The organism is Streptomyces sp. DSM 118878, from assembly GCF_052936595.1.
Map to the genome: position 1 here is coordinate 3,209,128 of NZ_CP193622.1, position 23,941 is coordinate 3,233,068.

At 70.2% G+C, this 23,941-nt stretch carries 20 protein-coding genes and 2 tRNA genes; 7 read left to right on the forward strand and 15 right to left on the reverse strand.

Annotation, left to right across the window (positions count from 1 at the left end; all coding sequences use genetic code 11):
* Positions 1-3: 3 nt before the first annotated feature.
* From mreC to folC, 5 genes are all read right to left on the reverse strand, one after another.
* Positions 4-999, reverse strand: a complete 996-nt coding sequence (gene mreC / locus ACRAKF_RS14105; protein ID WP_447037415.1) for a rod shape-determining protein MreC — start codon at positions 997-999, stop codon at positions 4-6.
* A gap of 165 nt (positions 1,000-1,164) precedes the next feature.
* A complete protein-coding gene (locus tag ACRAKF_RS14110; RefSeq protein ID WP_447037417.1) occupies positions 1,165-2,184 on the reverse strand; it encodes a rod shape-determining protein in 1,020 nt (339 codons plus the stop codon).
* A 305-nt stretch (positions 2,185-2,489) separates the two neighbouring features.
* Complete coding sequence (gene ndk / locus ACRAKF_RS14115) at positions 2,490-2,903, reverse strand: nucleoside-diphosphate kinase (protein WP_447037419.1); 414 nt, start codon at positions 2,901-2,903, stop codon at positions 2,490-2,492.
* A 68-nt stretch (positions 2,904-2,971) separates the two neighbouring features.
* Positions 2,972-3,337, reverse strand: a complete 366-nt coding sequence (locus ACRAKF_RS14120) for a DUF4233 domain-containing protein (RefSeq protein ID WP_447037420.1) — start codon at positions 3,335-3,337, stop codon at positions 2,972-2,974.
* 6 nt (positions 3,338-3,343) lie between these two features.
* On the reverse strand, positions 3,344-4,873 hold the full coding sequence (gene folC, locus ACRAKF_RS14125; protein WP_447037421.1) for a bifunctional tetrahydrofolate synthase/dihydrofolate synthase: 1,530 nt from the start codon (positions 4,871-4,873) through the stop codon (positions 3,344-3,346).
* A 155-nt stretch (positions 4,874-5,028) separates the two neighbouring features.
* Here folC and ACRAKF_RS14130 point away from each other — a divergent pair, with 155 nt between their 5' ends.
* A complete protein-coding gene (locus ACRAKF_RS14130) occupies positions 5,029-6,039 on the forward strand; it encodes a rod shape-determining protein (protein ID WP_447037423.1) in 1,011 nt (336 codons plus the stop codon).
* A gap of 157 nt (positions 6,040-6,196) precedes the next feature.
* Positions 6,197-6,862, forward strand: coding sequence for a hypothetical protein (locus tag ACRAKF_RS14135; protein ID WP_447037424.1), 666 nt, complete (start codon positions 6,197-6,199; stop codon positions 6,860-6,862).
* A gap of 111 nt (positions 6,863-6,973) precedes the next feature.
* Here ACRAKF_RS14135 and ACRAKF_RS14140 read toward each other — a convergent pair whose 3' ends face one another.
* Positions 6,974-9,598, reverse strand: coding sequence for a valine--tRNA ligase (locus ACRAKF_RS14140; protein WP_447037425.1), 2,625 nt, complete (start codon positions 9,596-9,598; stop codon positions 6,974-6,976).
* 138 nt (positions 9,599-9,736) lie between these two features.
* Here ACRAKF_RS14140 and ACRAKF_RS14145 point away from each other — a divergent pair, with 138 nt between their 5' ends.
* The 3 genes from ACRAKF_RS14145 to ACRAKF_RS14155 all read left to right on the forward strand — a co-directional run bounded on the left by ACRAKF_RS14145 (position 9,737) and on the right by ACRAKF_RS14155 (position 12,988).
* Entirely contained in the window at positions 9,737-10,690 is a 954-nt protein-coding gene (locus ACRAKF_RS14145) for a hypothetical protein (RefSeq protein WP_447037426.1), read from the forward strand.
* A gap of 206 nt (positions 10,691-10,896) precedes the next feature.
* Entirely contained in the window at positions 10,897-11,946 is a 1,050-nt protein-coding gene (locus ACRAKF_RS14150) for a hypothetical protein (protein WP_447037427.1), read from the forward strand.
* Between the two features lie 106 nt (positions 11,947-12,052).
* Positions 12,053-12,988: a hypothetical protein gene (locus tag ACRAKF_RS14155; protein WP_447037429.1), complete on the forward strand. Its 936-nt coding sequence runs from the start codon at positions 12,053-12,055 to the stop codon at positions 12,986-12,988.
* Positions 12,989-13,127: 139 nt separating this feature from the next.
* Here ACRAKF_RS14155 and clpX read toward each other — a convergent pair whose 3' ends face one another.
* From clpX to ACRAKF_RS14180, 5 genes are all read right to left on the reverse strand, one after another.
* Positions 13,128-14,414 carry an ATP-dependent Clp protease ATP-binding subunit ClpX gene (clpX, locus tag ACRAKF_RS14160; RefSeq protein ID WP_447037430.1) on the reverse strand — a complete coding sequence of 429 codons (1,287 nt, stop codon included), beginning with the start codon at positions 14,412-14,414 and terminating at the stop codon, positions 13,128-13,130.
* A 167-nt stretch (positions 14,415-14,581) separates the two neighbouring features.
* Entirely contained in the window at positions 14,582-15,286 is a 705-nt protein-coding gene (locus ACRAKF_RS14165) for an ATP-dependent Clp protease proteolytic subunit (RefSeq protein ID WP_447037431.1), read from the reverse strand.
* 62 nt (positions 15,287-15,348) lie between these two features.
* Positions 15,349-15,954, reverse strand: a complete 606-nt coding sequence (locus ACRAKF_RS14170; RefSeq protein ID WP_062774006.1) for an ATP-dependent Clp protease proteolytic subunit — start codon at positions 15,952-15,954, stop codon at positions 15,349-15,351.
* A 290-nt stretch (positions 15,955-16,244) separates the two neighbouring features.
* A complete protein-coding gene (gene tig, locus ACRAKF_RS14175) occupies positions 16,245-17,633 on the reverse strand; it encodes a trigger factor (RefSeq protein WP_447037432.1) in 1,389 nt (462 codons plus the stop codon).
* A 137-nt stretch (positions 17,634-17,770) separates the two neighbouring features.
* Positions 17,771-17,847: transfer RNA gene (locus ACRAKF_RS14180), tRNA-Pro, on the reverse strand.
* 143 nt (positions 17,848-17,990) lie between these two features.
* On the opposite strand from ACRAKF_RS14180, the gene ACRAKF_RS14185 reads away from it, so the two are divergent.
* Positions 17,991-18,064: transfer RNA gene (locus tag ACRAKF_RS14185), tRNA-Gly, on the forward strand.
* A gap of 57 nt (positions 18,065-18,121) precedes the next feature.
* Here ACRAKF_RS14185 and ACRAKF_RS14190 read toward each other — a convergent pair.
* Complete coding sequence (locus ACRAKF_RS14190) at positions 18,122-18,316, reverse strand: hypothetical protein (RefSeq protein ID WP_447037433.1); 195 nt, start codon at positions 18,314-18,316, stop codon at positions 18,122-18,124.
* 607 nt (positions 18,317-18,923) lie between these two features.
* Here ACRAKF_RS14190 and ACRAKF_RS14195 point away from each other — a divergent pair.
* Complete coding sequence (locus ACRAKF_RS14195; protein ID WP_447037434.1) at positions 18,924-20,129, forward strand: acyltransferase family protein; 1,206 nt, start codon at positions 18,924-18,926, stop codon at positions 20,127-20,129.
* 10 nt (positions 20,130-20,139) lie between these two features.
* Here the strand turns inward: ACRAKF_RS14195 and ACRAKF_RS14200 are convergent, their stop codons facing one another.
* The 3 genes from ACRAKF_RS14200 to ACRAKF_RS14210 are packed head-to-tail and all read right to left on the reverse strand — an operon-like array spanning position 20,140 to position 23,933.
* On the reverse strand, positions 20,140-20,589 hold the full coding sequence (locus tag ACRAKF_RS14200) for an HD domain-containing protein (protein WP_447037436.1): 450 nt from the start codon (positions 20,587-20,589) through the stop codon (positions 20,140-20,142).
* A 51-nt stretch (positions 20,590-20,640) separates the two neighbouring features.
* A complete protein-coding gene (locus tag ACRAKF_RS14205; RefSeq protein WP_447037437.1) occupies positions 20,641-23,106 on the reverse strand; it encodes an FtsX-like permease family protein in 2,466 nt (821 codons plus the stop codon).
* Positions 23,106-23,933 (reverse strand): ABC transporter ATP-binding protein, encoded by an 828-nt coding sequence (locus tag ACRAKF_RS14210; protein ID WP_447037439.1) that lies wholly within the window; start codon positions 23,931-23,933, stop codon positions 23,106-23,108. Before ACRAKF_RS14210 ends, ACRAKF_RS14205 begins: the two co-directional genes overlap by 1 nt.
* Between the last annotated feature and the right edge of the window lie 8 nt (positions 23,934-23,941).

The following is a 23,941-nucleotide window of genomic DNA, read 5'->3' on the forward strand; positions in this document are numbered from 1 at the left end:
CTCCTACTGCTCGTCGTCGTTGGCGGCACCGTCGGCCGGATCGGCAGCGCCGTCGGCCGGGTCGGCAGCGCCGTCGGCCGGGGCCTGTCCCGAGGGGGTGGCCGTCACGGTCACCGTCGGCGTCGGCTTGGGCTTCTCGGGCTTCTTCGGCAGGACCGTGTCGCGCGGGTCCTCGCGGGGCGCCTCGACGACCACGCCGACGATGTCGAGCCGGCTGAAGCCGACGTAGGGCCGCACGTAGACGGTGCGGGTCAGGTCGCCGCCGGAGGGGTCGACGCGGACGACCTCGCCGACCGGCACGCCGGGCACGAACGGCTTGTCCTTGCGGGAGCCGAAGGTGACGAGGCGGTCGCCCTTCTTGACGTCGGACTTGCCGTTGAGGAGCTGGACGGAGAGCGGGCGGTCGCCCTGTCCGGTGGCGAAGCCGAGCTCGTCGGACTTCTCCATGCGGGTGCCGACCGTGAAGTCGGGGTCGTTGGCGAGCAGGACGGTCGCGGTGCTGGGGCCGACCGTGGTGACGCGGCCGACCAGGCCTTCGCCGTTCAGAACGGTCATGTCGCGCTTGAGCCCGTCGTTGGCGCCCGCGTCGATGGTGACGGTCCAGGAGAAGCCCTGGGCCGCTCCTATGCCGATGACCTCCGCGCCCTTGATGCCGTACTGTCCCGCGCCCGCCTTCTTGAGCATGCTGTCGAGCTGGCGCACCCGGCTGCGGTTGCGGTCGTCGCTGCCGAGCCTGGCCTTCAACGCGGCGTTCTGGCGCTCCAGTTCGGCGATGCGGTCGTGCCGCTCGCCGGAGTCGCGGACCGCGCCGATGGCGTTGCCGATCGGGTCGACGGCGGAGGACATTCCCTCCTCGACCGGACCGAAGACGGTGGCGGCGGCCCGGCGGGCACCGTCGACCGGTGAGTCCTCGCCTCCGCGGATGTCCACCGTGATCAAAGCGAACGCGATGGCGATCAGCAGCACCAGGAGCAGCCGGCTCTCTCGTGTGTCCCTCACGTGCGGCGGCGTGCCTTCCTCAATCGGAATGACGTGGAATATGCGAGTTCCACGGAGTTCGGGGAAATTCCTCTGCCTTGCCGGGAATCTTCTGTCCTGCCTCTATATCAACGATCCGCCGCACGAAGTGGCAGGCACTCGTACGGCGGATCTTCGCGCGTCAGATCATCTGCGCGGCTGGGAGTCCAGCACCTGCTGCAACGCCTCGAACTCCTCGACACACTTCCCGGAGCCGAGCGCCACGCTGTCCAGCGGGTTCTCGGCGATGTGGATCGGCATGCCGGTCTCGCGGCGCAGCCGCTCGTCGAGACCGCGGAGCAGGGCGCCGCCGCCGGTGAGGACGATGCCGCGGTCCATGACGTCGCCCGACAGCTCGGGCGGGCACTTGTCGAGGGTCGTCTTGACCGCGTCGACGATCGCGTTGACCGGCTCCTCGATGGCCTTGCGGACCTCGGCGGCGGAGATGACGACGGTCTTGGGCAGGCCGGAGACCAGGTCCCTGCCGCGGATCTCGGTGTGCTCGTCGGCGTCCATGTCGTACGCCGAACCGATGGTGATCTTGATCTGCTCGGCCGTGCGCTCGCCGAGGAGGAGGGAGTACTCCTTCTTGATGTGCTGGATGATCGCGTTGTCCAGCTCGTCGCCCGCGACGCGGATCGACTGTGCCGTCACGATTCCGCCGAGGCTGATGACCGCGACCTCGGTGGTGCCGCCGCCGATGTCCACCACCATGTTGCCCGTGGCCTCGTGGACCGGCAGGCCCGAGCCGATGGCCGCGGCCATGGGCTCCTCGATGATGTGCACCTGGCGCGCGCCGGCCTGCGAGGAGGCCTCGATGACGGCGCGGCGCTCGACACCGGTGATGCCGGAGGGCACGCAGACGACGACGCGCGGACGGGCGAGGTAGCGCCGCTTGTGGATCTTCAGGATGAAGTAGCGGAGCATGCGCTCGGTGATCTCGAAGTCGGCGATCACGCCGTCCTTCAGAGGACGCACCGCGACGATGTTGCCGGGCGTGCGCCCGATCATCTTCTTCGCTTCCGCGCCCACCGCGAGAATGCCACCGGTGTTGGTGTTGATCGCGACGACGGACGGCTCGTTGAGCACGATCCCCCGACCCCTGACGTACACCAGCGTGTTGGCGGTCCCGAGGTCGACAGCCATGTCACGGCCGATGAACGACATGTTGTTCCCCATGAGGATGCGTCTGGCCTTCCCTATTGGAGCGTTTGATGGCTTTTTAGGTAGGCGAGGTGGGTGCTGTGTGGCAGTGGAGGCTTCCATCGTAGTCTCGGCCGCGCGAGCACGACGCGAGGGTCTTCGCCATTGTCAGCAGATGACGTGCCGCCTCGCCCATAGAGACGTGCCATAAGGGCCACACGTTCCCCCGATTGGGGCGCATATGCCAAAGGACGGCCGAATTTGTTCGGCCGTCCGAGGTAAGGCAGGTTTCTTCCTGACGTATTGTCAGTTCGCTTCGCCGGGGAGCGTCACGCCACGCCCGGGAAGAAGATCTTCAGCTCCCGCTCGGCGGACTCCTCGGAGTCCGAGGCGTGGATCAGGTTCTCCCGCACGATGGTGCCGAAGTCACCGCGGATGGAGCCCGGCGCCGCGGCGATCGGGTCGGTCGGACCGGCGAGCGCGCGCACACCCTCGATGACCCGCTCGCCCTCGACGACGAGCGCGACGACCGGACCGGACGCCATGAAGGCGACCAGCGGCTCGTAGAAGGGCTTGCCCTTGTGCTCGCCGTAGTGCTGCTCCAGGGTGTCCTGGTCCAGCGACCGCAGCTCCAGCGCGGAGATCGTCCAGCCCGCCTTGCGCTCGATACGGCCGATGATCTCGCCGATCAGGCCACGACGGACGGCGTCGGGCTTCAGCAGGACGAGGGTGCGCTGGCTCATGTGCGGCTCCAAAGTGTTTTCACGATCTTTACGATCACGTGGGATGGCCCGCACGATACCGGGGGCGGCTACGCGGTGTTACCTCCGGCCTCCGCCTGGCCCTCCGCCATGGCCGCGAACCTCGCCTTCGCCTCGTCGATCTGGCGTCCGAAGTGCACCGAGGCCCACCACAGGGCGGCGAACACCGCGCCCATGAAGAACATCACCGGGACCACGAAGCCGCTGGCGATCAGCCCGATCTGCAGGGCCCAGCCGAGCTGCACCCCGCCGGGCCGGGTGATGACACCGCAGAGCAGCACCGACAGCAGCATCGCGATGCCGCAGACCGTCCAGACCGTGCCCATGGACAGGTCCGGGTCCTTCATGGCGACGAGACCCGCGAAGCCGATGACGAAGAACTCGCCGATCAGGGTCGAAGCGCAGAGCGTACGCATAAGGGGTCAGCCCCTCCCCAGGAGCAGCCGGGCCTCGCCGACCGTGATGACGGAACCGGTGACGAGGACTCCGGCGCCCGCGAACTCCCCCTCTTCCTCGGCCAGGGTGATCGCGGCCTCCAGGGCGTCCGGAAGCCGCGGCTCGACCTGGACCCGCTCGTCGCCGAAGACCTCGACGGCGATGGCGGCCAGGTCGTCCGCGTCCATCGAGCGGTGGCTGCTGTTCTGCGTGACGACGACCTCGGCGAAGAGGGGCTCGAAGGCTTCGAGGAGCCCCTTCACGTCCTTGTCGTCGCTCGCGCCGACCACGCCGATGAGGTTGCTGAAGTCGAAGGCCTCGCTGATGCCCGCCGCGGCGGCCCGCGCGCCCGACGGGTTGTGCGCGGCGTCGAGCACGATGGTGGGCGAGCGGCGCACGACCTCCAGGCGGCCCGGCGACGCGACCGCGGCGAACGCCTTGCGGATCACGTCGATGTCGAGCGGGCGCGCGTGCTGCGCGCCGATGCCGAAGAACGCCTCCACGGCCGCGAGCGCGACCGAGGCGTTGTGCGCCTGGTGCTCGCCGTGCAGGGGCAGGAACACCTCTTCGTACTCCCCGCCGAGTCCACGCAGCGTCAGGAGCTGGCCGCCGACGGCGACCTGCCGGGAGACGACACCGAATTCGAGGCCCTGGCGGGCGACGGTCGCGTCGACCTCGACGGCCTTCTTCAGGAGCACCTGCGCGGCGTCCACCGGCTGCTGGGCGAGGATCACCGTCGCGTCCTGCTTGATGATCCCGGACTTCTCCGCGGCGATCTCGCCCGGCGTGGAGCCGAGGCGGTCGGTGTGGTCCAGGTCGATGGGGGTCACGACGGCGACGGAGCCGTCGATGACGTTCGTCGCGTCCCAGCTTCCGCCCATGCCGACCTCGACGACGGCCACGTCCACGGGGGCGTCGGCGAAGGCCGCGTACGCCATGCCGGTGAGGACCTCGAAGAAGGAGAGGCGGAACTCCTCCTTGGCGTCGACCAGCTCCACGTACGGCTTGATGTCGTGGTACGCCTCGACGAAGCGCTCGGCCTCGATGGCGGCGCCGTCCAGGCTGATCCGCTCGGTGATGGACTGCACGTGCGGCGAGGTGTACCGCCCGGTGCGCAGCTCGAAGGCGGAGAGCAGGGCCTCGATCATCCGGGCCGTGGACGTCTTGCCGTTCGTCCCCGTGATGTGGATCGAGGGGTACGCGCGCTGGGGCTCGCCGAGGACGTCCATCAGCGCGGCGATACGCCGGACGGAGGGCTCCAGCTTCGTCTCGCCCCAGCGCCCGGCGAGCTCGGCCTCCACCTCGCGCAGCGCCTTGTCCACCTCGGGGTCGGTGGGGCGGGCGGGGATGTCGCCCTCGGGCGGGCCCGCCTGGGCGCGCAGGGTGCGGCTGCCCGCCTCGATCACCGCGAGGTCGGGGTCCCGGTCGGTCTCGGCGCCGACGATGTCCTCGAAGGCGTCGGAGCTGTCGGTGGGCTCGATGGGTCGGTCGTCGTCGTGCGGGGGGAGGTCACTCACGCACGCCAGTCTACGGAGCGCCACCGACACATGCGGTCAGGCCCCGCCCGGGACCTCCGAGGCGCCGCGAGCGGCCCTCGTCGGGACCTTTGGCCCGTCCGATTCGGGACCAAAGTCCCTCCGCTTCACAGGACTACCGGGCAAACTTGGTGATCATGGACATAGGTATCGACCTCGGCACTGCGAACACCCTTCTCTACGTACGCGGAAAGGGCATCGTGCTCAACGAGCCGTCCGTCGTCGCCGTGCGGGAGGGCGGCAAGGGCGGGGTGCTCGCCGTCGGGACCGAGGCCAAGGAGACGATCGGGCGCACCCCAGGGTCCATCACCGCGATCCGGCCGCTGCGGGACGGCGTGATCAGCGACTACGAGGCCGCCGAGGAGATGATCCGGCACTTCGTGCGCAAGGCCCTGTCCGGCCGGCGTCCCCGTACGCGCATGGTGGTGTGCGTGCCCAGCGGGGTGACGCCCGTCGAGCGGCGGGCCATCGTGCACGCGGCGCAGCGGGCCGGGGCGAAGGCCGTGCACCTGATCGAGGAGCCGATGGCCGCCGCGATCGGGGCGGGGCTGCCGGTCGCCGAGCCGCGCGGCTCGATGGTCGTCGACATCGGCGGCGGCACCACCGAGGTCGCCGTCATCTCGCTCGGCGGCATCGTCACGGCCCAGTCGCTGCGGGTGGGCGGGGACCGCTTCGACCAGGCGATCACCGACTTCGTGCGCAAGCAGCACGGGCTCCTGGTGGGCGAGCGCACCGCCGAGGACGTCAAGGTCGCCATCGGCTCGGCGTGGCCCGTGCCGGGGGAGGAGGAGTTCGAGCAGCGGACGTTCACCCTGCGGGGCCGGGAGAAGGTGCGGGGCCTGCCCAAGACCCTGGACCTGACGGTGCGTGAGGCGCGTTCGGCCCTGGACGAGCCGGTGGAGCAGATCATCGCCGCGGTCCGGGCGACGCTGGAGGAGTGCCCGCCGGAGCTGTCCGGCGACATCATGGAGCACGGCATCGTGCTGACCGGCGGCGGCGCGCTGCTGCCCGGCCTCGATCTCCGCATCGCCTCCGCCACCGGCATCCCGGTCTTCGTGGCCGACGATCCGCTGGACAGCGTGGCCCTCGGCTGCGGCAAGTGCGTGGAGGACTTCGACGCCCTGGAGAAGGCGACGACGGCCGCGTAGCCGCGGCGGCCTCAGGCCGGTCCCCCTCATCCAGGGTCCAACGGGCCCCCAGCCCCTCGCCCCTATCATCGGACTTATGACCCTGATGTGGTGATGTGCGGCACCGGTCGCCGCGCGGCTCACGGGTTCCCGTGCCCGCCATGGGTCAAATCTGACCATGTGGTATGCCCAGAATTCCGCGCGAAGGACCCATCAGCTCGTCGGTGACGCCGTGGTCCTCCTGTGGACCGCGCTGTGGGCCGCCGCCGCGGTCGGCACGTACCGGCTGGCCGGTTCCCTCGCCGTCCCCCAGGCCGTCCAGGAGCACCGCGCGCCGTTCCCCCTGGTCGGTGGGCCCTTCGACACCGCCGTGCGGCGCGTGACGGCCGCCGTCGACACCATGGACCCGGTGGTCGTCCGCGTGGGCGTGTCCATGGGCGCCCTCGCTCTCTTCGTCGTGCCGGCCGGCCTGCTCGTCGCGGTCTGGCTGCCGCGCAGGCTCCGCTGGGTCCGGCAGGCGGGCACGGCCAAGGACCTCGCCGCCTCCGCCGACGGCCGCGATCTGCTCGCCCTGCGCTCCCTGCTCCAGCCGCTGGACGAGCTGGCCGTCACCGCGACGGAGATCTCCGGCGCGACTCCGGGCAGCCTGGCCCGGGGCTGGCGCCAGGGCGACCCGGAGATCCTCGACGCCCTCGCGTGCGCGGAGCTCCACCGGCTCGGCCTGGAGCCGCCGCCGGACGCCCCGGAGCCGGCGCCCGCGGAACCACCCGCCGAGCCGGTGGAACTCGTCGCGCCCTCGGCCCCCGCCGACGACCGGGCCCCCGACAGGCAGGGCGTGAGCTGACCGCTCGGCCCTCCTCCGTACGGCGAAGGCCCTCCTCCGTACGCCGAAGGCCCCCGGAACCGAGTCGGTTCCGGGGGCCTTCGTCCACGTACGCCGTCGTACGGCCGGGCGTCACGCCGCCGGCAGGGCCTCCAGCTGGGCCTGGAGGCGGGCGATGTCGGCGTCCGCCTTGGTCAGGCGGCCACGGATCTTGTCGACCACGTTGTCCGGCGCCTTGGCGAGGAACGCCTCATTGCCGAGCTTGGCGGTGGCCTGCGCCTTCTCCTTCTCGGCGGCGGCCAGGTCCTTGGCGAGGCGCTTGCGCTCGGCGGCCACGTCGATCGTGCCGGACAGGTCGAGCGCGACGGTGGCGCCCGAGACCGGCAGCGTCGCCGTCGCCGTGAAGGCGTCGCCCTCCGGCTGGAGGCGCAGGAGCTGGCGGATGGCGGCCTCGTGCGGGGCGAGCGCCGTACCGTCGAGCGTGAGGCGGGCCGGGACCTTCTGGCCCGGCTGGAGGCCCTGGTCGGCGCGGAAGCGGCGGACCTCGGTGATGACCTGCTGGAGGGTCTCGATCTCCCGCTCGGCACCCGCGTCACGGAAGCCGCTGTCGGCGGGCCAGTCGGCGATGACGAGCGACTCGCCGCCGGTCAGCGCCGTCCAGAGCGTCTCCGTGACGAACGGGACGATCGGGTGGAGCAGCCGCAGGGTGACGTCGAGGACCTCGCCGAGCACACGGGCCGAGACCTTCGCGCCGTCGCCGCCCGCCATGAACGTCGTCTTGGACAGCTCGACGTACCAGTCGAAGACCTCGTCCCACGCGAAGTGGAAGAGGGCGTCGGAGAGCTTGGCGAACTGGTAGTCGTCGTAGAGCGCGTCGACTTCGGCGACCGTCGCGTTGAGGCGGGAGAGCACCCAGCGGTCGGTGGCGGACAGCTTCTCGGCCGGGGGCAGCTCGCCCTCGATCGTGGCGCCGTTCATCATCGCGAAGCGCGTGGCGTTCCAGATCTTGTTGGCGAAGTTGCGCGAGCCCTGGACCCAGTCCTCGCCGATCGGCACGTCGGTGCCGGGGTTGGCGCCGCGGGCGAGCGTGAAGCGCAGGGCGTCGGAGCCGTACTTGTCCATCCAGTCCAGCGGATTGACCGCGTTGCCGAAGGACTTCGACATCTTCTTGCCGAACTGGTCGCGGACCATGCCGTGCAGCACGATCGTGTGGAACGGCGGGGTGCCGTCCATCGCGTAGAGGCCGAACATCATCATCCGGGCGACCCAGAAGAAGAGGATGTCGTAGCCGGTGACCAGGACGGAGTTCGGGTAGAACTTCGCGAGCGATTCGGTCTGCTCGGGCCACCCCAGGGTGGAGAACGGCCACAGGCCGGAGGAGAACCACGTGTCGAGCACGTCGTGGTCCTGCGTCCAGCCCTCGCCGGTCGGGGCCTCGTCGTCGGGTCCGACGCAGACGACCTCGCCGTTCGGCCCGTACCAGACGGGGATGCGGTGGCCCCACCAGAGCTGGCGCGAGATGCACCAGTCGTGGAGGTTGTCGACCCAGTCGAAGTAGCGCTTCTCCATCTCCTGCGGGTGGATCTTGACCTTGCCGTCGCGGACCGCGTCACCGGCGGCCTTCGCGAGCGGGCCGACCTTGACCCACCACTGCATGGACAGGCGCGGCTCGATGGTGGTCTTGCAGCGGGAGCAGTGGCCGACCGAGTGCGCGTACGGGCGCTTCTCGGCGACGATGCGGCCCTCGGCGCGCAGGGCGCCGACGATGGCGGAGCGGGCTTCGAGCCGGTCGAGGCCCTGGAACGGCCCGGGCACGGTGATGACCGCGTGCTCGTCCATGACCGCGATGTTCGGCAGGCTGTGGCGCTGGCCGATCTCGAAGTCGTTAGGGTCGTGCGCCGGGGTCACCTTGACGGCGCCGGTGCCGAACTCGGGGTCGACGTGCTCGTCCGCGACGACCGGGATCGTGCGGTCGGTCAGCGGCAGCTTGATCTGCTTGCCGACGAGGTGCTTGTACCGCTCGTCCTCGGGGTGGACCGCGACGGCGGTGTCGCCGAGCATCGTCTCGGCGCGGGTGGTGGCGACGACGATGGTGTCGTCCCCCTCGCCGTACTTCATCGAGACGAGCTCGCCGTCGTCGTCCTGGTACTCGACCTCGATGTCCGAGATCGCCGTGAGACAGCGGGGGCACCAGTTGATGATGCGCTCGGCGCGGTAGATCAGCTCGTCGTCGTAGAGCTTCTTGAAGATGGTCTGGACGGACTTGGAGAGGCCCTCGTCCATGGTGAAGCGCTCGCGGTCCCAGTCGACGCCGTCGCCCAGGCGCCGCATCTGGCCGGAGATCTGGCCGCCGGACTCGCCCTTCCACTTCCAGACGCGCTCGATGAACGCCTCGCGCCCGAGGTCGTGGCGGGACTTGCCCTCCTTGCCGAGCTCACGCTCCACCACGTTCTGCGTGGCGATGCCCGCGTGGTCCATGCCGGGCTGCCAGAGCGTCTCGTGGCCCTGCATGCGCTTGCGGCGGGTGAGGGCGTCGATGAGCGTGTGCTCGAAGGCGTGGCCGAGGTGGAGCGCGCCGGTCACGTTCGGCGGCGGGATGACGACGGTGTACGGCGGCTTCTCGCTCTTCTCGTCGGCGGAGAAGTAACCCCGTTCCACCCAGCGCTCGTACAGCGGCCCCTCTACCTCGGCCGGCGCGTACTGGGTCGGCAGTTCGGGAGTGGTCGCTGTGGGCTGCTGCTGAGCGTTCTCGGTCACGCGGTCAGTTTAGAGGGGTGACCGAGCGGTCCCGAAACCGGAATCTTCGGTAACGGTTCCCTCCGGGCTCCCCACGGGGCCGCGGCTTCCTTCAGGATGTCCGGGACACATCAGCATTCACGGGGGGACACCCACAGCATGAGCGACAACCAGCCGGGTCCGTACGGCCAGCAGCCCCAGCAGCCCGGACCCTACGGCCAGCAGCCCCAGCAGCCCGGTCCCTACGGCCAGCAGCCGCAGCAGCAGCCCGGACCGTACGGCCAGCAGCCGCAGCAGCCCGGTTACGGCTACCCCCAGCAGCCCCCGCAGCAGCCCGGCTACAGCCAGCCGCAGCAGCCCGGCCCCTACGGGCAGCAGCCCCAGGCCCCGTACGGGCAGGTCACGCCGCCGCCCCCGCCGTCCGGCGGCGGCAAGAAGAAGACGGGCCTGATCATCGGTGCCGTGGCCGTGGTCGCGGCCATCGGCGTGGGCGCGTACTTCGTCTTCGGCGGCGGGGGCGGCGGCTCCGCCTCGGTCGAGGACGACGGGGCGCACAAGCTGGTGCCGCCGGCCTCGGTGGGCGATTACCAGAAGAGCGACAAGAGCAGCGACACGCCCGACGACGGCCCGCTCGGCTCCGGCGACAAGAAGAACGCCGAGGAGATAGGCATCAAGAACCCCGAGAACGTGGCGGCGGCGTACCAGGTGGGACAGGGCCTCACGGGGAAGCAGATGAGCTTCCAGGGCATGTACGGCGAGATCGAGGACCCGGAGAAGTCCGTCGACGACGGTTTCGCCAAGGCCGACGAGAACTCCAAGAAGGGCACGGGCGACAACACCGGCGACCCCGAGGAGTTCAAGCTCGTCGGCGACCCCGAGACCGTCGAGCCCTCCGGTCTCGAAGGCGCCGTCATGAAGTGCCAGTCGGCCGCCTTCAAGGAGGGCGACAAGGAGACGACCGTGCCGATCTGCATGTGGGCCGACCACAGCACGTACGGCATCGTCTTCGGCCTCGACGTCGCCGCGATGCTCAAGGGCGGCGAGGGCATCGTCACGGACGACGTGGCCCAGTTCGCCACCGATCTGCGCAAGGCGGCCCGCGTCAAGGCGTGAGCGCGCATACCACCTGTACGTACACGTACGCGAACGAAAGGCCCGGGAGCGCCGCCGTGCTCCCGGGCCCTCGTGCGCCGGACGTCGGTCCGGTCTCTGGTACAGCCCCTCAACAACTGCGCATCGATCCGGTCCGCCCGCCCCGTGCCCTGTCCGCATCCGCCAGGATGTTCGTCAGACATAAGCATCGGGAGGGAACCCCAGTAATGAGCTACAACCAGCCGGGCCCGTACGGCGGGCAGCAGCCCCAGCAGCCCGGTCCCTACGGCCAGCAGCCGCAGCAGCCTGGCCCCCACGGCCAGCCGCCGCAGGCTCCGCCGCCCGGCTACGGCTATCCGCAGCAGGCTCCCCCGCCGCAGCCCCAGCAGGGCTACGGCTATCCCCAGCAGGCCCCGCAGCAGGGCTACAGCCAGCCTCAACCGCCGGGCCCCTACGGGCAGGTCCCCGGCCAGTTCCCCGGTCAGGTCCCGCCCCCGCCGCCGAGCGGAGGCGGCGGCAAGAAGGTCGGCCTGATCATCGCTTCGGTCGTCGTGGTCGCCGCGGCGGCGGTCGGCGGCTACTTCGCCTTCGCGGGCGGTGACGACGACAAGGGCGGCAAGAAGGACGGCTCCTCGAACGTGGCGGGCGGCGGTGGCGACGACGGCGGCGGCGTCAAGGACGACGGCCCGCACAAGCTGACGACGCCGGAGACGGTCCTCGTGGACTACAAGAAGGAGCCCGGCGGCGGTTCGAGCTCCAGCGGCATCGACCTCGACAAGGCCGAGGCGGCCGGGGTGAAGAACGCCAAGGACGTGTCGGCCCAGTACAAGTCGGGCGGTGACGACAACCCGATGGCGCAGAAGATCGTGAGCTTCGGTGGTGTCTACGGCGACATCGACGACCCCGAGGACGTCGTCGACAAGATGTTCGCCAACGCCGAGAAGAAGCAGCAGGAGGGCGCCACCGCCAACGGCGGGAAGGTCACGCTGGTGGGCAGCCCCAAGGAGTACACGCCGAGCGGACTCGACGGCGCCGTGCTCAAATGCCAGGAGATGAAGGTCGACATCGGCGGCGGCGCGGGCACCACCGGCACCACCACCGGTTCCTCCGCCCCGAAGAACATGTCCGCGTCGACCTGCATCTGGGGCGACCACAGCACCATCGGTTACGTCGTCGGCACGGACGTGGCGAGCGCCCTGTCCGGCACGTCCGTCGACCTGGACGAGGCCGCGACGACCTCGGCCAAGTTCCGTACGGACGTACGCGTCAAGCTCTGACGCCACGCCGCCGCATGACGACGGAATGTGGGGCCCCGGTCGGCGGACCGGGGCCTTTGCGTCAGGATGTCGGCATCACATAACGCTCCAAGGGGGAACCCACGCGATGAGCCACAACCAGCCGGGCCCGTACGGCGGCCAGCCCCAGCAGCCGAACCCGTACGGCCAGCAGCCCGCCCCCTACGGCGGCGGCCACCCCCAGCAGCCGGGTCCCTACGGGCAGCCGCCCCAAGCGCCCCAGCCCGGCTACGGATACCCGCAGCAGCAGCCCGGATACGGCCATCCGCAGCAGCCCGGCCCCTACGGACAACTCCCGCCGCAGGCGCCCTACGGGCAGGTGCCGCCCCCGCCGCCCGCCGGCGGTGGCGGCGGGAAGAAGGCCGGGATCGTCATCGGCGCGGTCGCCGTCGTGGCCGCGATCGGCGTCGGCGCGTACTTCGTCCTCGGCGGCAGCGACAGCGACGGCGGTTCCTCCTCGGTCGCCGACGACGGCCCGCACAAGCTGTCCGCGCCCGCCACGCTCCTCGGTGACTACGAGAAGCAGGAGGGCCAGAGCGGTGACGGCTTCAACTCCAGTGACATGGCCGCCGCGGAGAAGGCCGGCGTGAAGGACCCCAAGGACGTCAACGCCGGCTACGAGACGGGCGACGAGAGCAACCCCCTGGCGCAGAAGGCCATTCAGTACATGGGCGTCTACGGCGAGGTCGACGACCCCGAGAAGGCCGTCGACGGCATGTTCGCCAAGATCAAGAAGGACTCCGAGAAGAGCAGCACGGATACGGGCAGCCTGGTCGGCCCCCTGAAGGACTTCAGCACCGACGACGCGGTCCTCAAGTGCCAGGAATCCGTGATCAAGAACGAGAACGCGGGCGCCTCTGCCCCCAAGGAGATCCGTATGCCGGTCTGCATGTGGGGCGACCACAGCACGGTCGCCGTCGTGGTCCCGGTCGGGGTCGCCGACGCGATGGCGGGCAAGGTGTCGCTCGACGACGCCTCGGCCACCACGCTGAAGGTCCGCGAGGAAGTCCGCGTCAAGCTGTGACGAGCGGCAGGGCCGCCGCCCGCGGCGAGTAGCCCCGCGCACACGGGCGTACGGCCGGGTACGACGGAGGGGCGCCCCCGCGAATCACTTCGCGGGGGCGCCCCTCCGACTCACGCCGTATCGCGCGCTCGGCTTTCGCCTACGCGGACTTCTGCTCTCCGGCACCAGGGCCGCGCACCTCACGCGGCACCAGCGTCGGGTTCACGTTCGAACGGACGACGTCCGAGGTGATGACGACGCGGGCGACGTCCTTGCGGGACGGCACCTCGTACATCACCGACTGGAGGACCTCCTCCATGATGGCGCGCAGGCCGCGCGCGCCGGTCTGGCGGAGGATCGCCTGGTCCGCGATGGCCTCCAGGGCCTCGCGCTCGAAGTCCAGCTCCACGCCGTCGAGTTCGAAGAGGCGCTGGTACTGCTTCACCAGGGCGTTGCGCGGCTCGACGAGGATCTGGAGCAGCGCCTCGCGGTCGAGGTTGTGGACCGAGGTGATCACGGGGAGGCGGCCGATGAACTCGGGGATCATCCCGAACTTCACCAGGTCCTCCGGCATGATGTCCTCGAACTGGTCCTTCTCCTCCATCTCGCGCTTCGAGCGGATGGTGGCACCGAAGCCGATGCCCTTCGCGCCCGCCCGCGACTCGATGATCTTCTCCAGGCCGGCGAAGGCGCCGCCCACAATGAAGAGCACGTTCGTCGTGTCGATCTGGATGAATTCCTGGTGCGGGTGCTTGCGGCCGCCCTGCGGGGGGACCGAGGCGGTGGTGCCCTCCAGGATCTTTAGCAGGGCCTGCTGGACGCCTTCGCCGCTGACGTCGCGCGTGATCGACGGGTTCTCGCTCTTGCGGGCCACCTTGTCGATCTCGTCGATGTAGATGATGCCCGTCTCGGCCTTCTTGACGTCGTAGTCAGCGGCCTGGATGAGCTTCAGCAGGATGTTCTCGACGTCCTCGCCGACATAGCCCGCCTCCGTCAGCGCCGTCGCGTCCGCGATGGCGAACGGCACGTTCAGCATGCGGGCGAGCGTCTGCGCGAGCAGCGTCTTGCCGGAGCCGGTCGGGCCGAGCAGGAGGATGTTGGACTTCGCGAGTTCGATCGCGTCGTCACGGCCCTGCGCCCCGCCGTTCTCGCCGGCCTGGACGCGCTTGTAGTGGTTGTACACCGCTACCGAGAGGGCCTTCTTCGCGGGCTCCTGGCCCACCACGTAGCCCTCAAGGAATTCGTAGATCTCGCGAGGCTTGGGCAGTTCCTCCCAGCGCACCTCGCTCGTCTCCGCGAGCTCTTCCTCGATGATCTCGTTACAGAGGTCGATGCACTCATCGCAGATGTACACACCGGGGCCTGCGATGAGCTTTTTGACCTGCTTCTGACTCTTTCCGCAGAACGAGCACTTGAGCAGATCGCCGCCGTCACCGATGCGTGCCACGAGGTGCTTCCCCTTCGCCTGGGAGACGCCACGTTCAGCGGCTCCTGGTGCCTCATATCCGACGGTACCTTGCCGGAGGCCCCGTACGGGCCCCCCTTGGCACGGTTCGCTTCGACGCGAGTCGTCCGCGAACCTTGCCAAGGAGCGGCAGATGCTACAGCGCCGTATCAGGCCGCCGCGGCATTGTTCATCTTCCGGGTGGAGATGATCTGGTCGATGAGGCCGTACGCGAGCGCGTCCTCGGCCGTGAGGATCTTGTCGCGCTCGATGTCGTCGCGGATCTTCTCGATCGGCGTCGTGGAGTGCTTGGCCAGCATGTCCTCCAGCTGCGCACGCATCCGGAGGATCTCGTTGGCGGCGATCTCCAGGTCGGAGACCTGGCCACGGCCCGTCTCGCTGTAGGGCTGGTGGATCAGGACCCGGGCGTTCGGCAGCGCCATGCGCTTGCCCGGCGTACCGGCCGCGAGCAGGACGGCGGCGGCCGAGGCCGCCTGGCCCATGCACACGGTCTGGACGTCCGGCTTCACGAACTGAATCGTGTCGTAGATGGCCGTGAGGGCCGTGAACGAGCCGCCGGGGCTGTTGATGTAGATGGAGATGTCACGGTCGGGGTCCATCGACTCCAGGCACAGGAGCTGCGCCATGACGTCGTTGGCCGACGCGTCGTCGATCTGCACGCCGAGGAAGATCACGCGCTCCTCGAAGAGCTTCGCGTACGGGTCGTACTCACGCACGCCCTGCGAGGTGCGCTCGACGAAGCGCGGGATGATGTAGCGGGATTCGGCGCGGGCGCCGGTGAACTCGGCCTGCGCGGCCTGGCTGTACTCGGCCTGGGTGCTCGCGAGCGGGCCGCTGCCGGAAAAGTGGTTCATCTCTCTTGGTCTCCTGAGGAGCGTGGGCTGAGGTTTCGGCTGGGAGGTGCTGAGGGGATGCCTCAGGCTCCCGTGCCGCCCCCGCCCGGCATGCCGGCGGCGGTGGGCATGATGTCGTCGATGAGGCCGTACTCCTTGGCCTCCTGCGGGTCGAACCAGCGGTCGCGGTCCGAGTCGCGGGTGATCTGCTCGACGGTCTGACCGGTGTGGTGAGCGGTCAGCTCGGCCATGCGCCGCTTGGTGTGCAGCAGACGCTCGGCGTGGATCTTGATGTCCGACGCGGAGCCCGCCAGGCCCGCGGAGGGCTGGTGGATCAGGATCTCGGCGTTCGGCAGGGCGAAGCGCTTGCCGGGCGTACCGGCGCTGAGCAGGAACTGGCCCATGGAGGCCGCCATGCCCATCGCGATCGTCACGACGTCGTTCTTGATGTACTGCATGGTGTCGTAGACCGCCATGCCGGCTGTGATCGAGCCGCCGGGGCTGTTGATGTAGAGGAAGATGTCCTTGTCCGGCTCTGCGGCAAGAAGCAGAAGCTGCGCAGTGATCTTGTTGGCGATGTCGTCGTCCACGGCCTGGCCGAGGAAGATGATCCGCTCGCCGAGCAGCCGGTTGTAGACCTGGTCGCCGAGGCCACCACCGATGGAGGGGTCGCCGGCGGCGGAGGGCATCAGATTCGTCACGTATCCACCTGCTCGTCTTACGACGGCGCCGGGCCGTCTCACGTCTTCAGCTGGGGCTGGGACCCCGCGTGCTCGCCGCTCCGGGGCGGCTCCGGGAACTCCCCTGCCCTCGTATTCATGGACCCTAACGCGCGGACCCCTTCGGAGAATCCCGCAGAGTGAGCTGTTCGCTGTGAGCGCAGGTAGCACAACGCCGCCGAGCGCCCCGTCAGAGGCACGACGAGGCCCCCGGGAGCCGTGCTCCCGGGGGCCTCGTCGTACGCGCGTCAGAGCGAAGCTCAGGCCTCGGTCTTCTCCTCGGTGGAGGCGTCGGCGGCCTCGGGCTGCTCGCCCTCGGCGGCAGCCGTCTCCTCCTCGTCGTCGTCGAGGTCAACGACCTCGCCGTTCGTGTCCTTGACCGTCGCGGCCTCCACGACGACCGCGAGGGCCTTGCCGCGGGCGACCTCGCCGACCAGCATCGGGACCTGGCCGCCTTCGACGACGGCCTGGGCGAACTGGTCGGGGGACATGTTGGAGGACTGCGCGCGACGCATGAGGTGCTCGGTGAGCTCCTCCTGGTTCACGTTCAGCTTCTCCTTGTTGACGAGCTCGTCGAGGACGAACTGCGTCTTGATGCCCTTCTCGGCCTGCTCCTTGGTCTCGGCGTCGAACTCTTCCTCGGTCTTGCCCTGGATCTCCAGGTACTTCGCGAGGTCGAGGCCCATCTGGCCGAGCTGGTGGTTCACCAGGTTGTGCTTGCGGGTCTGGATCTCGTCCGCGAGGAGCTTCTCGGGGACGGGGACCTCGACCAGTTCGAGCAGCTTCTCCAGGACGCGCTCCTGGGCCTGCGTCGCCTGGTCGTACTGCTTCATGTTCTCGAGGCGCTTGCGGCTGTCGGCCTTCAGCTCGTCGAGGGTGTCGAACTCGGAGGCGAGCTGCGCGAAGTCGTCGTCCAGCTCGGGCAGTTCGCGCTTGGCGACCTGCGTCACCTTGACGGTGACCTCGGACTCCTTGCCGGCGGCGGAGCCGCCCTTGAGCTCGGAGGTGAACGTGGCCTCGGCCCCGGCCTCCAGGCCCTTCACGGCCTCGTCGATGCCTTCGAGGAGCTCGCCGGAGCCGATGGTGTAGGAGACGCCGGACGCGACGCCGTCCTCCAGGACCTCGCCCTCGACCTTGGCCTCCAGGTCCAGCGTCACGACGTCGCCGTCCTCGGCGGCACGCTCGACCGGCGAGGTGGACGCGAAGCGCTCACGGAGCTCCTCGACGGCCTTCTCGATGTCTTCGTCGCTGACCTCGACCGCGTCCACCTCGACCTCGATGCCGGAGTAGTCCGGGATCTCGATCGCGGGACGGATGTCGACCTCAGCGGTGAAGTTGAGGGTCTCGTTGTCCTTCAGCTCGGTGATGTCCACCTCGGGCTGGCCCAGGACGTTGAGCTCGGCCTCGTTCACGGCCTCGGTGTAGAACTTCGGGAGCGCGTCGTTGACGGCCTCTTCGAGGACGGCGCCGCGCCCGAACCGCTGGTCGATGACTCGGGCCGGGATCTTGCCCTTGCGGAAGCCCTTCACCGTGACCTGCTGGTTGATCTTCTTGTAGGCCGCGTCGAGGCTGTCCTTGAGCTCCTCGAAGGGCACCTCAACAGTGAGCCGAACCCGAGTCGGGTTCAGGGTCTCCACGGCGCTCTTCACGGTTCGGTCTCCTTGGGGCTGACTTCTTGGGATTGAGCCCGGCTCAGAGACACACGGGCACACAGCTTGCATAGTAACGGCAAGCGGGAGTCGAGCCACAATGCGATCTTGATGTGAACCCGTGAGGCAGATCGTGCTGGTCGGGGTGGCGGGATTTGAACCCACGGCCTTCCGCTCCCAAAGCGGACGCGCTACCAAGCTGCGCCACACCCCGTCGGTGCGACACGTAGGGTACATGCCCGCAGGCGGTGCGGCCCCTCGTCGACAGGGGTCGCGCGAAGGGGTGTGCGGGGAGAGGCGATGACCCGCTACGATGCCTGTCGTGCCGCGGCCCCCGTGGGGCCTGGCACGAGCTGTGCGGGCGTAGCTCAATGGTAGAGCCCTAGTCTTCCAAACTAGCTACGCGGGTTCGATTCCCGTCGCCCGCTCCACGACCACCGGCCCGGCCGCTGAACCCCAGCGGCCGGGCCGGTGGCGTTTCCGCCGGGTCAGAAGCTGATGGAGTTGATGGTCTCCGCCAGGTCGTTCAAGACGCGGTTTATGGACGGCGCCACCCCTGTGGATGCCAGGAAGAAGCCGAAGAGCACAGCGACGATCGCGGGGCCCACCTTGATCGACCCCCTGCGGAACAGCATCACGAGGATGATCGCAAACAGCAGTACCACTGACAGCGAAATAGCCACACTGATCACACCCTAGGTCGGTCGCTCTCCCGGCCCGGGGGGTACGGCCCCGCACGCCCCCGCCACGACCATCGTGCCACCAACGCGCCCCGCATATGCGCCGGGTGACGCATCGTCGGCCAACGCTTCCGCGACCGCGTCCGCGGCGATGCCCTAGGGGCGTATGCGCACGGGGGCCCGCCACGGCAATTCGACGACCTGCGGGCATGCGTAATTCGGCTTGATCGTTGCCGTCACCACACACGATGTTCGCAGGAAATTCGAATTGTCGTCGGAGGCACATCGGGGGACTTCATCCGCCGACGTAACGGACATTCGACCGGAGTCGCCTGCGGGCGTTATGCACCATTTAAACCGGATGAAATGTGACGTATCGGGCGTCGAGTTGTGAGATCTTCCTGTAGTGCGTGACCGAATCGCGGGTACCCGGCCTCGATAAGCGGTAATCCCCTCAGGGATAGACACGGATAGGACTGGCGAAAGTGACCAGGGTTTTACGAAGACAGCGCGGCGCCGCTAGGGTGCGTCAGATGTTCCACGCTGCCACCATCCCCCCAGGCGCAGTGCGGTCCCGGGTCGTCTCCCCGAGCTCTGGGCGGGAGGGCCTGTGACGAACTCGGTGCACCCGCACGGACGCCATCGGACGCCGCTCCCCCCGGCCCAGATGCCGACGGCGCAAGGCGCCTCCCGCACCCTCGACCATCCGACCCCACAGGCCGCCGCCGCTCCCCCCGCCTCCAGCGGTCACCGCGCGGCCGAAGGCGCGGCGAAGCCCGCCAAGCAGCGCGACGCGTTCTTCGACAACGCCAAGTACCTGGCGATCGTCCTCGTGGCGATGGCCCACGCGTGGGAACCCCTGACGGACCACAGCCGTACGGCCGAAGCGCTGTACATGACCGTCTACACCTTCCACATGCCGGCGTTCATCCTGATCTCCGGCTACTTCTCGCGCAGCTTCGACATGCGTGCGGACCGCCTCAAGCGCCTGGTGACCGGCGTCGCCGTGCCGTACGTGATCTTCGAGGTCGCGTACACGTTCTTCAAGCGCTGGGCGGACGACGACCCGAGCCAGCCGATCAGCCTGCTCGACCCCTGGTACCTCACCTGGTTCCTGGTCGCGCTGTTCGTGTGGCGGCTCACCGTGCCGCTGTGGAAAATCGTGCGCTGGCCGGTGCCGCTCGCTCTGGCCATCGCCATGCTCGCCGTGCTCTCCCCGGACATCGGTGACGACCTCGACCTCCAGCGCGTGCTCCAGTTCCTGCCGTTCTTCGTGCTCGGCCTCTTCATGAAGCCCGAGTACTTCCAGCTCGTGCGCCGCCGCGAGGTGCGGATCCTCTCCGTGCCGGTCTTCGCCGCCGCCCTGCTGCTCGCCTACTGGGCGGCGCCGCGCATGACGTCCGTGTGGTTCTACCGCCGCGACAGCGCCCATGAGCTGGGCGTGCCGTGGTGGGTCGGCATCGTGATGACCCTGGCGCTCTTCGGCTGCTCGGTGGTGCTCACCGCGTGCTTCTTCGCGTGGGTGCCCCGCCGCAGGATGTGGTTCACGGTGCTGGGCGCGGGCACGCTGTACGGCTACCTGCTGCACGGCTTCCTCGCCAAGGGCTCCCGTTTCTGGGGCTGGTTCGAGGAGTACGAGTGGCTGCACAAGCCGCTCGGCGAGCTCTTCGTGACGGCGGTCGCCGCGACCGTGGTGACGCTGCTGTGCACGCCCCCGGTGCGGCGGGTGTTCCGTTTCGCCATGGAGCCCACGATGGAGTGGGCCTTCAAACGGGACGCCGCGGAGCTCGCCCGGGAGCGGGCCAGGTCGACGTAGCGGGCCTGTCCTACAGACCCAGCAGGGCGCGCATGACGGTGTACTTCGCCGTCAGGCGCGCCCTTGTCGTTTCGTCCAGCGCCGCAAGACGGGCGGGGTCGGCGTTGTGGGCCAGGTCGGCCTCCTTCACCAGGCGGGCGCCGGGGGTGCTCCTGACGCGTTCCGCGTAGGCCTCCTTGTCTTCTCCCTCGCGCTTGGTCAGCGCCAGGACCATGGCCTTCGTGCGGTCGGTCAGGGGGGCGTCCCTCAGCCACTCCTCCGTCAGGGCCCCGTCCTCGACCGCGTCGTGCAGCCAGGCCGCGGCGATCTGCTCCTCGTCGCCGCCCCTGTCCCGCACGCCGTCCGCCACGGCCTGGAGGTGTTCCACGTAGGGACGGCCCGCCTTGTCCTGCTGGGCGGCGTGGGCCTCGCGGGCCAGGGCTTCCACCGCGGCGAGCGGGAGGACGGGGCGTGGGCTCATGCGCGAATCCTGCCGCATGAGCCCGCGCCCCGTCCCGAAACCGCCCGGGGGTCAGTGGCCGCCGCGCGGCCGGGCCAGGGCCGCCCTCGCCGGGATCGTCGCCGACGCCAGCCCCACCAGCAGGATCGCCGCCACGAAGGAGCCGTAGATCTGCGGGGGGATGTACGGGGCTTCGCCCGTGAGGCCGTTCATCATGGGGATCAGGGTGGCCAGGGCGATGGCCGAGCCGATGACCGTGCCCGCGACCGCCACGATCAGGGCCTCCCAGCGGACCATCCGCAGGACCTGGCGGCGCGTGGAGCCGATCAGGCGCAGCATGCCGAGTTCGCGGCGGCGGTCGAGGACGCTCATCACCAGGGTGTTGACGGCGGCGACCGCCGCGAAGCCGCCGAGTACGGCCGCCATGGTGGTGTTGGCCCAGGCGCTGAGCTCGCGGTCCATGGACTGGGCGGTGGTGTAGCCGTCCCGGGTGCTCAGGGTGCCCAGGGCGGAGAGCGACCGGGCCGAGCCGCCCTTCGTCCAGATCTCGGAGGGCAGGGGCGAGGTGACGTGGCGGCGTACGTCGGCGGCCGGCAGCGTCACCTGGGAGAGGCCGAGGCCCCTGCCGTACGTCGCCACGACCTCCGGTTCGGCCTTGGTGCCGTCGGGCAGGCGGATGGCGATACGGTCGCCGGTCGCGACGTCGGCGGAGCGGGCGAGGGCCGTGTCCAGGGCGATCTCGTTCCTGCCCAGCGTCAGGGTCCCCGTCTCCACCTTCAGGTCCTGGACCTTCGCCAGGTCGGCGGCCGAGCCGGTGATGCCCTGGGCGGACGCGGGCTCCAGCCAGTGGTCGCCCGCCGAGCCGACCGGGACGAGCACCGACGTCTTGAGCAGCCCGACGGCCGAGGTGACCCCGTCGGCGCCCGCGGCCCGGCGCACCGCGTCCGGGGCGAGGCCGGCATCGGAGGTGACGATGTGGTCGGCGGTGATGCCGGCGCGCTGCTGGTCGGCGGCGGCCCTGTCCTCGCTGGTGTGCATGAAGACGAGGACGGAGGAGAAGGCCATGGCGAGCACGATCGGGGTGATGGCCGAGGCGAGCCGGCGTGCGTTCGTACGGGAGTTGGCGGCGGCGAGGGAGCCCGCCGGGCCCGCTCCGCGCAGCGGGAGGCCGAGGACGGCCGCGCAGGCGCGGGCGATCAGGGGGCCGAGCAGGGCCACGGCGAGCATGAAGAGCATGACGACGCCGAGGGCGGCGTTGGCCGCGTCGTCGCCGGCGGCGTTGGCCGCCACCCCGGAGAGGACGAAGCCGCCCACCGCGGCGGCGACGCCGAGGGGTGTCCGGATCCAGCCGAGCCGCACCCGCTCCACGGAGGCCTCGCTGAGCGCCTGGCCCGGCTTGATGCGGGAGGGGCGGCGGGCCGCGAGGTAGCCGGCGCCGAGCGCGGTGACGACGGCCACGCCGATGGCGGCGACGAGCGGGATGAACGAGACCGCCAGGTCCACGGCCTCGGGGACCGCGCCCTTCTCCTTGAGCTGCCCGAACCACCAGGACGCGAGCGCGATGCCGGGCAGCAGGCCCACCGCGGCGGCGGCCGGCGCGACGAGCAGCGTCTCGGTGGCGATGGTGCGGCGGATCTGGCGCGGGGTGGTGCCGATGGCGCGCAGCAACGCGTACTCGCGGGCCCGCTGGCCGACGGAGAGGGCGACGGTACCGGCGGCGGTGAACACGGCGGTCAGGGCGGCGATGCCGCCGAAGGAGCCGCCGAGCGCGGTGAGCATCTCCTTGGCGTAGGCGAGGGAGGCGCTCTCCGCGGTGCCGCGGTCGTCGCCGGTGTGCACCTGGGCCTTGCCGCCGACGGCGTGCGCCACCTGGGCCTTGAGGGTGTCGGCCGGGACGCCGGCCTTCGGCAGTACGGCGATGGCGTCGATCCGCCCGGGGTGCCCGGAGACCCGGATCGCCTCGGAGTCGGCGAGCCAGGCGGTGGGCGCTCCCCGCGAGGGCGCGACCGTGCCGGAGACGCGGAAGTCCCGCGGCCCTTCGGCCGTGATCAGGGTGGTGCGCTCGCCCACGGAGGCGCCGGGCGCGGCGAGGACGACCTCGCCGGGGTGCGGGGCGCGGCCCGCGGTCAGCTTCTCGCCGGTGAAGGCGGTGGAGCCCCAGTTGTGCGCGGTGAGGGCCTTGCCGCCGGAGCGCACGGGGAAGGTGACGTCGGCGACGGCGGTACGGGCGCCGGGCGCAGCGGCGGCCCTGGCCACCAGGGAGTCGTCAAGGCGGGCCCGGTCGGGCAGGGGCGTGGATTCCTCGGTGCGGTCCTCGCCGCTGCCGGAGACGTGGTGCGCGGCCTGGTCGGCGGCGGCGACCACCGGGGCTCCGGCGTAGCGGGCGGGCGGCACGGAGGCGCGCAGGCCGGTCTCCAGGAGGATGCCGCAGGCGGCGACGATGAGCGAGGCCATCATCAGCGCGACGAAGGTGCCCGCGAAGGCGGCGGGTTTGAAGCGGACGGCCGCACGTGCGAGGCCGTTGGGCGCGTACGCCATTACGCGGCCACCCCCGCGTGGACGGGGGCCGTCAGGGTGGTCATGCGGGCGGCGATCCGCTGGGCGGAGGCGCGCTCCAGGTGGTCGACGATGGCGCCGTCGGCCAGGAAGAGGACGCGGTCGGCGTGGGCGGCGGCCGCCGGGTCATGGGTGACCATGACGACGGTGGCGCCCAGGGTGTCGACGGCCGAGCGCAGCAGGGCGAGGATCTCGGTGGCGGTGGTGGTGTCGAGGGCGCCGGTCGGCTCGTCGGCGAAGATCACGTCGGGCTCGGTGACCAGGGCGCGGGCGATGGCGACGCGCTGCTGCTGACCGCCGGAGAGCTGGCCGGGGCGGCGGCGCCCCTTGTCGCCCAGGCCCACGCGGCCGAGCATCTCGGCGGCCTTGCGCCGGTCGGGGCGGTGGCCCGCGAGGCGCATCGGCAGGACGACGTTCTGCTCGACGGTCAGCGAGGGCAGCAGGTTGAACGCCTGGAAGACGAAGCCGAGGCGGGTGCGGCGCAGGGCGGTGAGCTTGTTCTCGCTCATGCCGGTGATGTCGGTCCCGCCGAGGTGGACGGTGCCGGAGCTAGGCCGGTCGAGGCCCGCCGCGCACTGGAGAAACGTGGACTTGCCCGAGCCCGAGGGGCCCATGACGGCGGTGAAGCTGCCGCGCGGCAGGGCGAGGTCGATGCCGTCCAGGGCGTGCACGGCGGAGTTCCCGCGGCCGTACTGGCGGCGGACCGCGCGCAGTTCGACGGCCCAGTCACCGGGGCGGACGCCCGGCATCGGCGGTGCCGGGACCGCGCGTGTCCCCTCTTCGGCCCGCTTCTTCCGTCGCAGCCCCATGGCTGTGC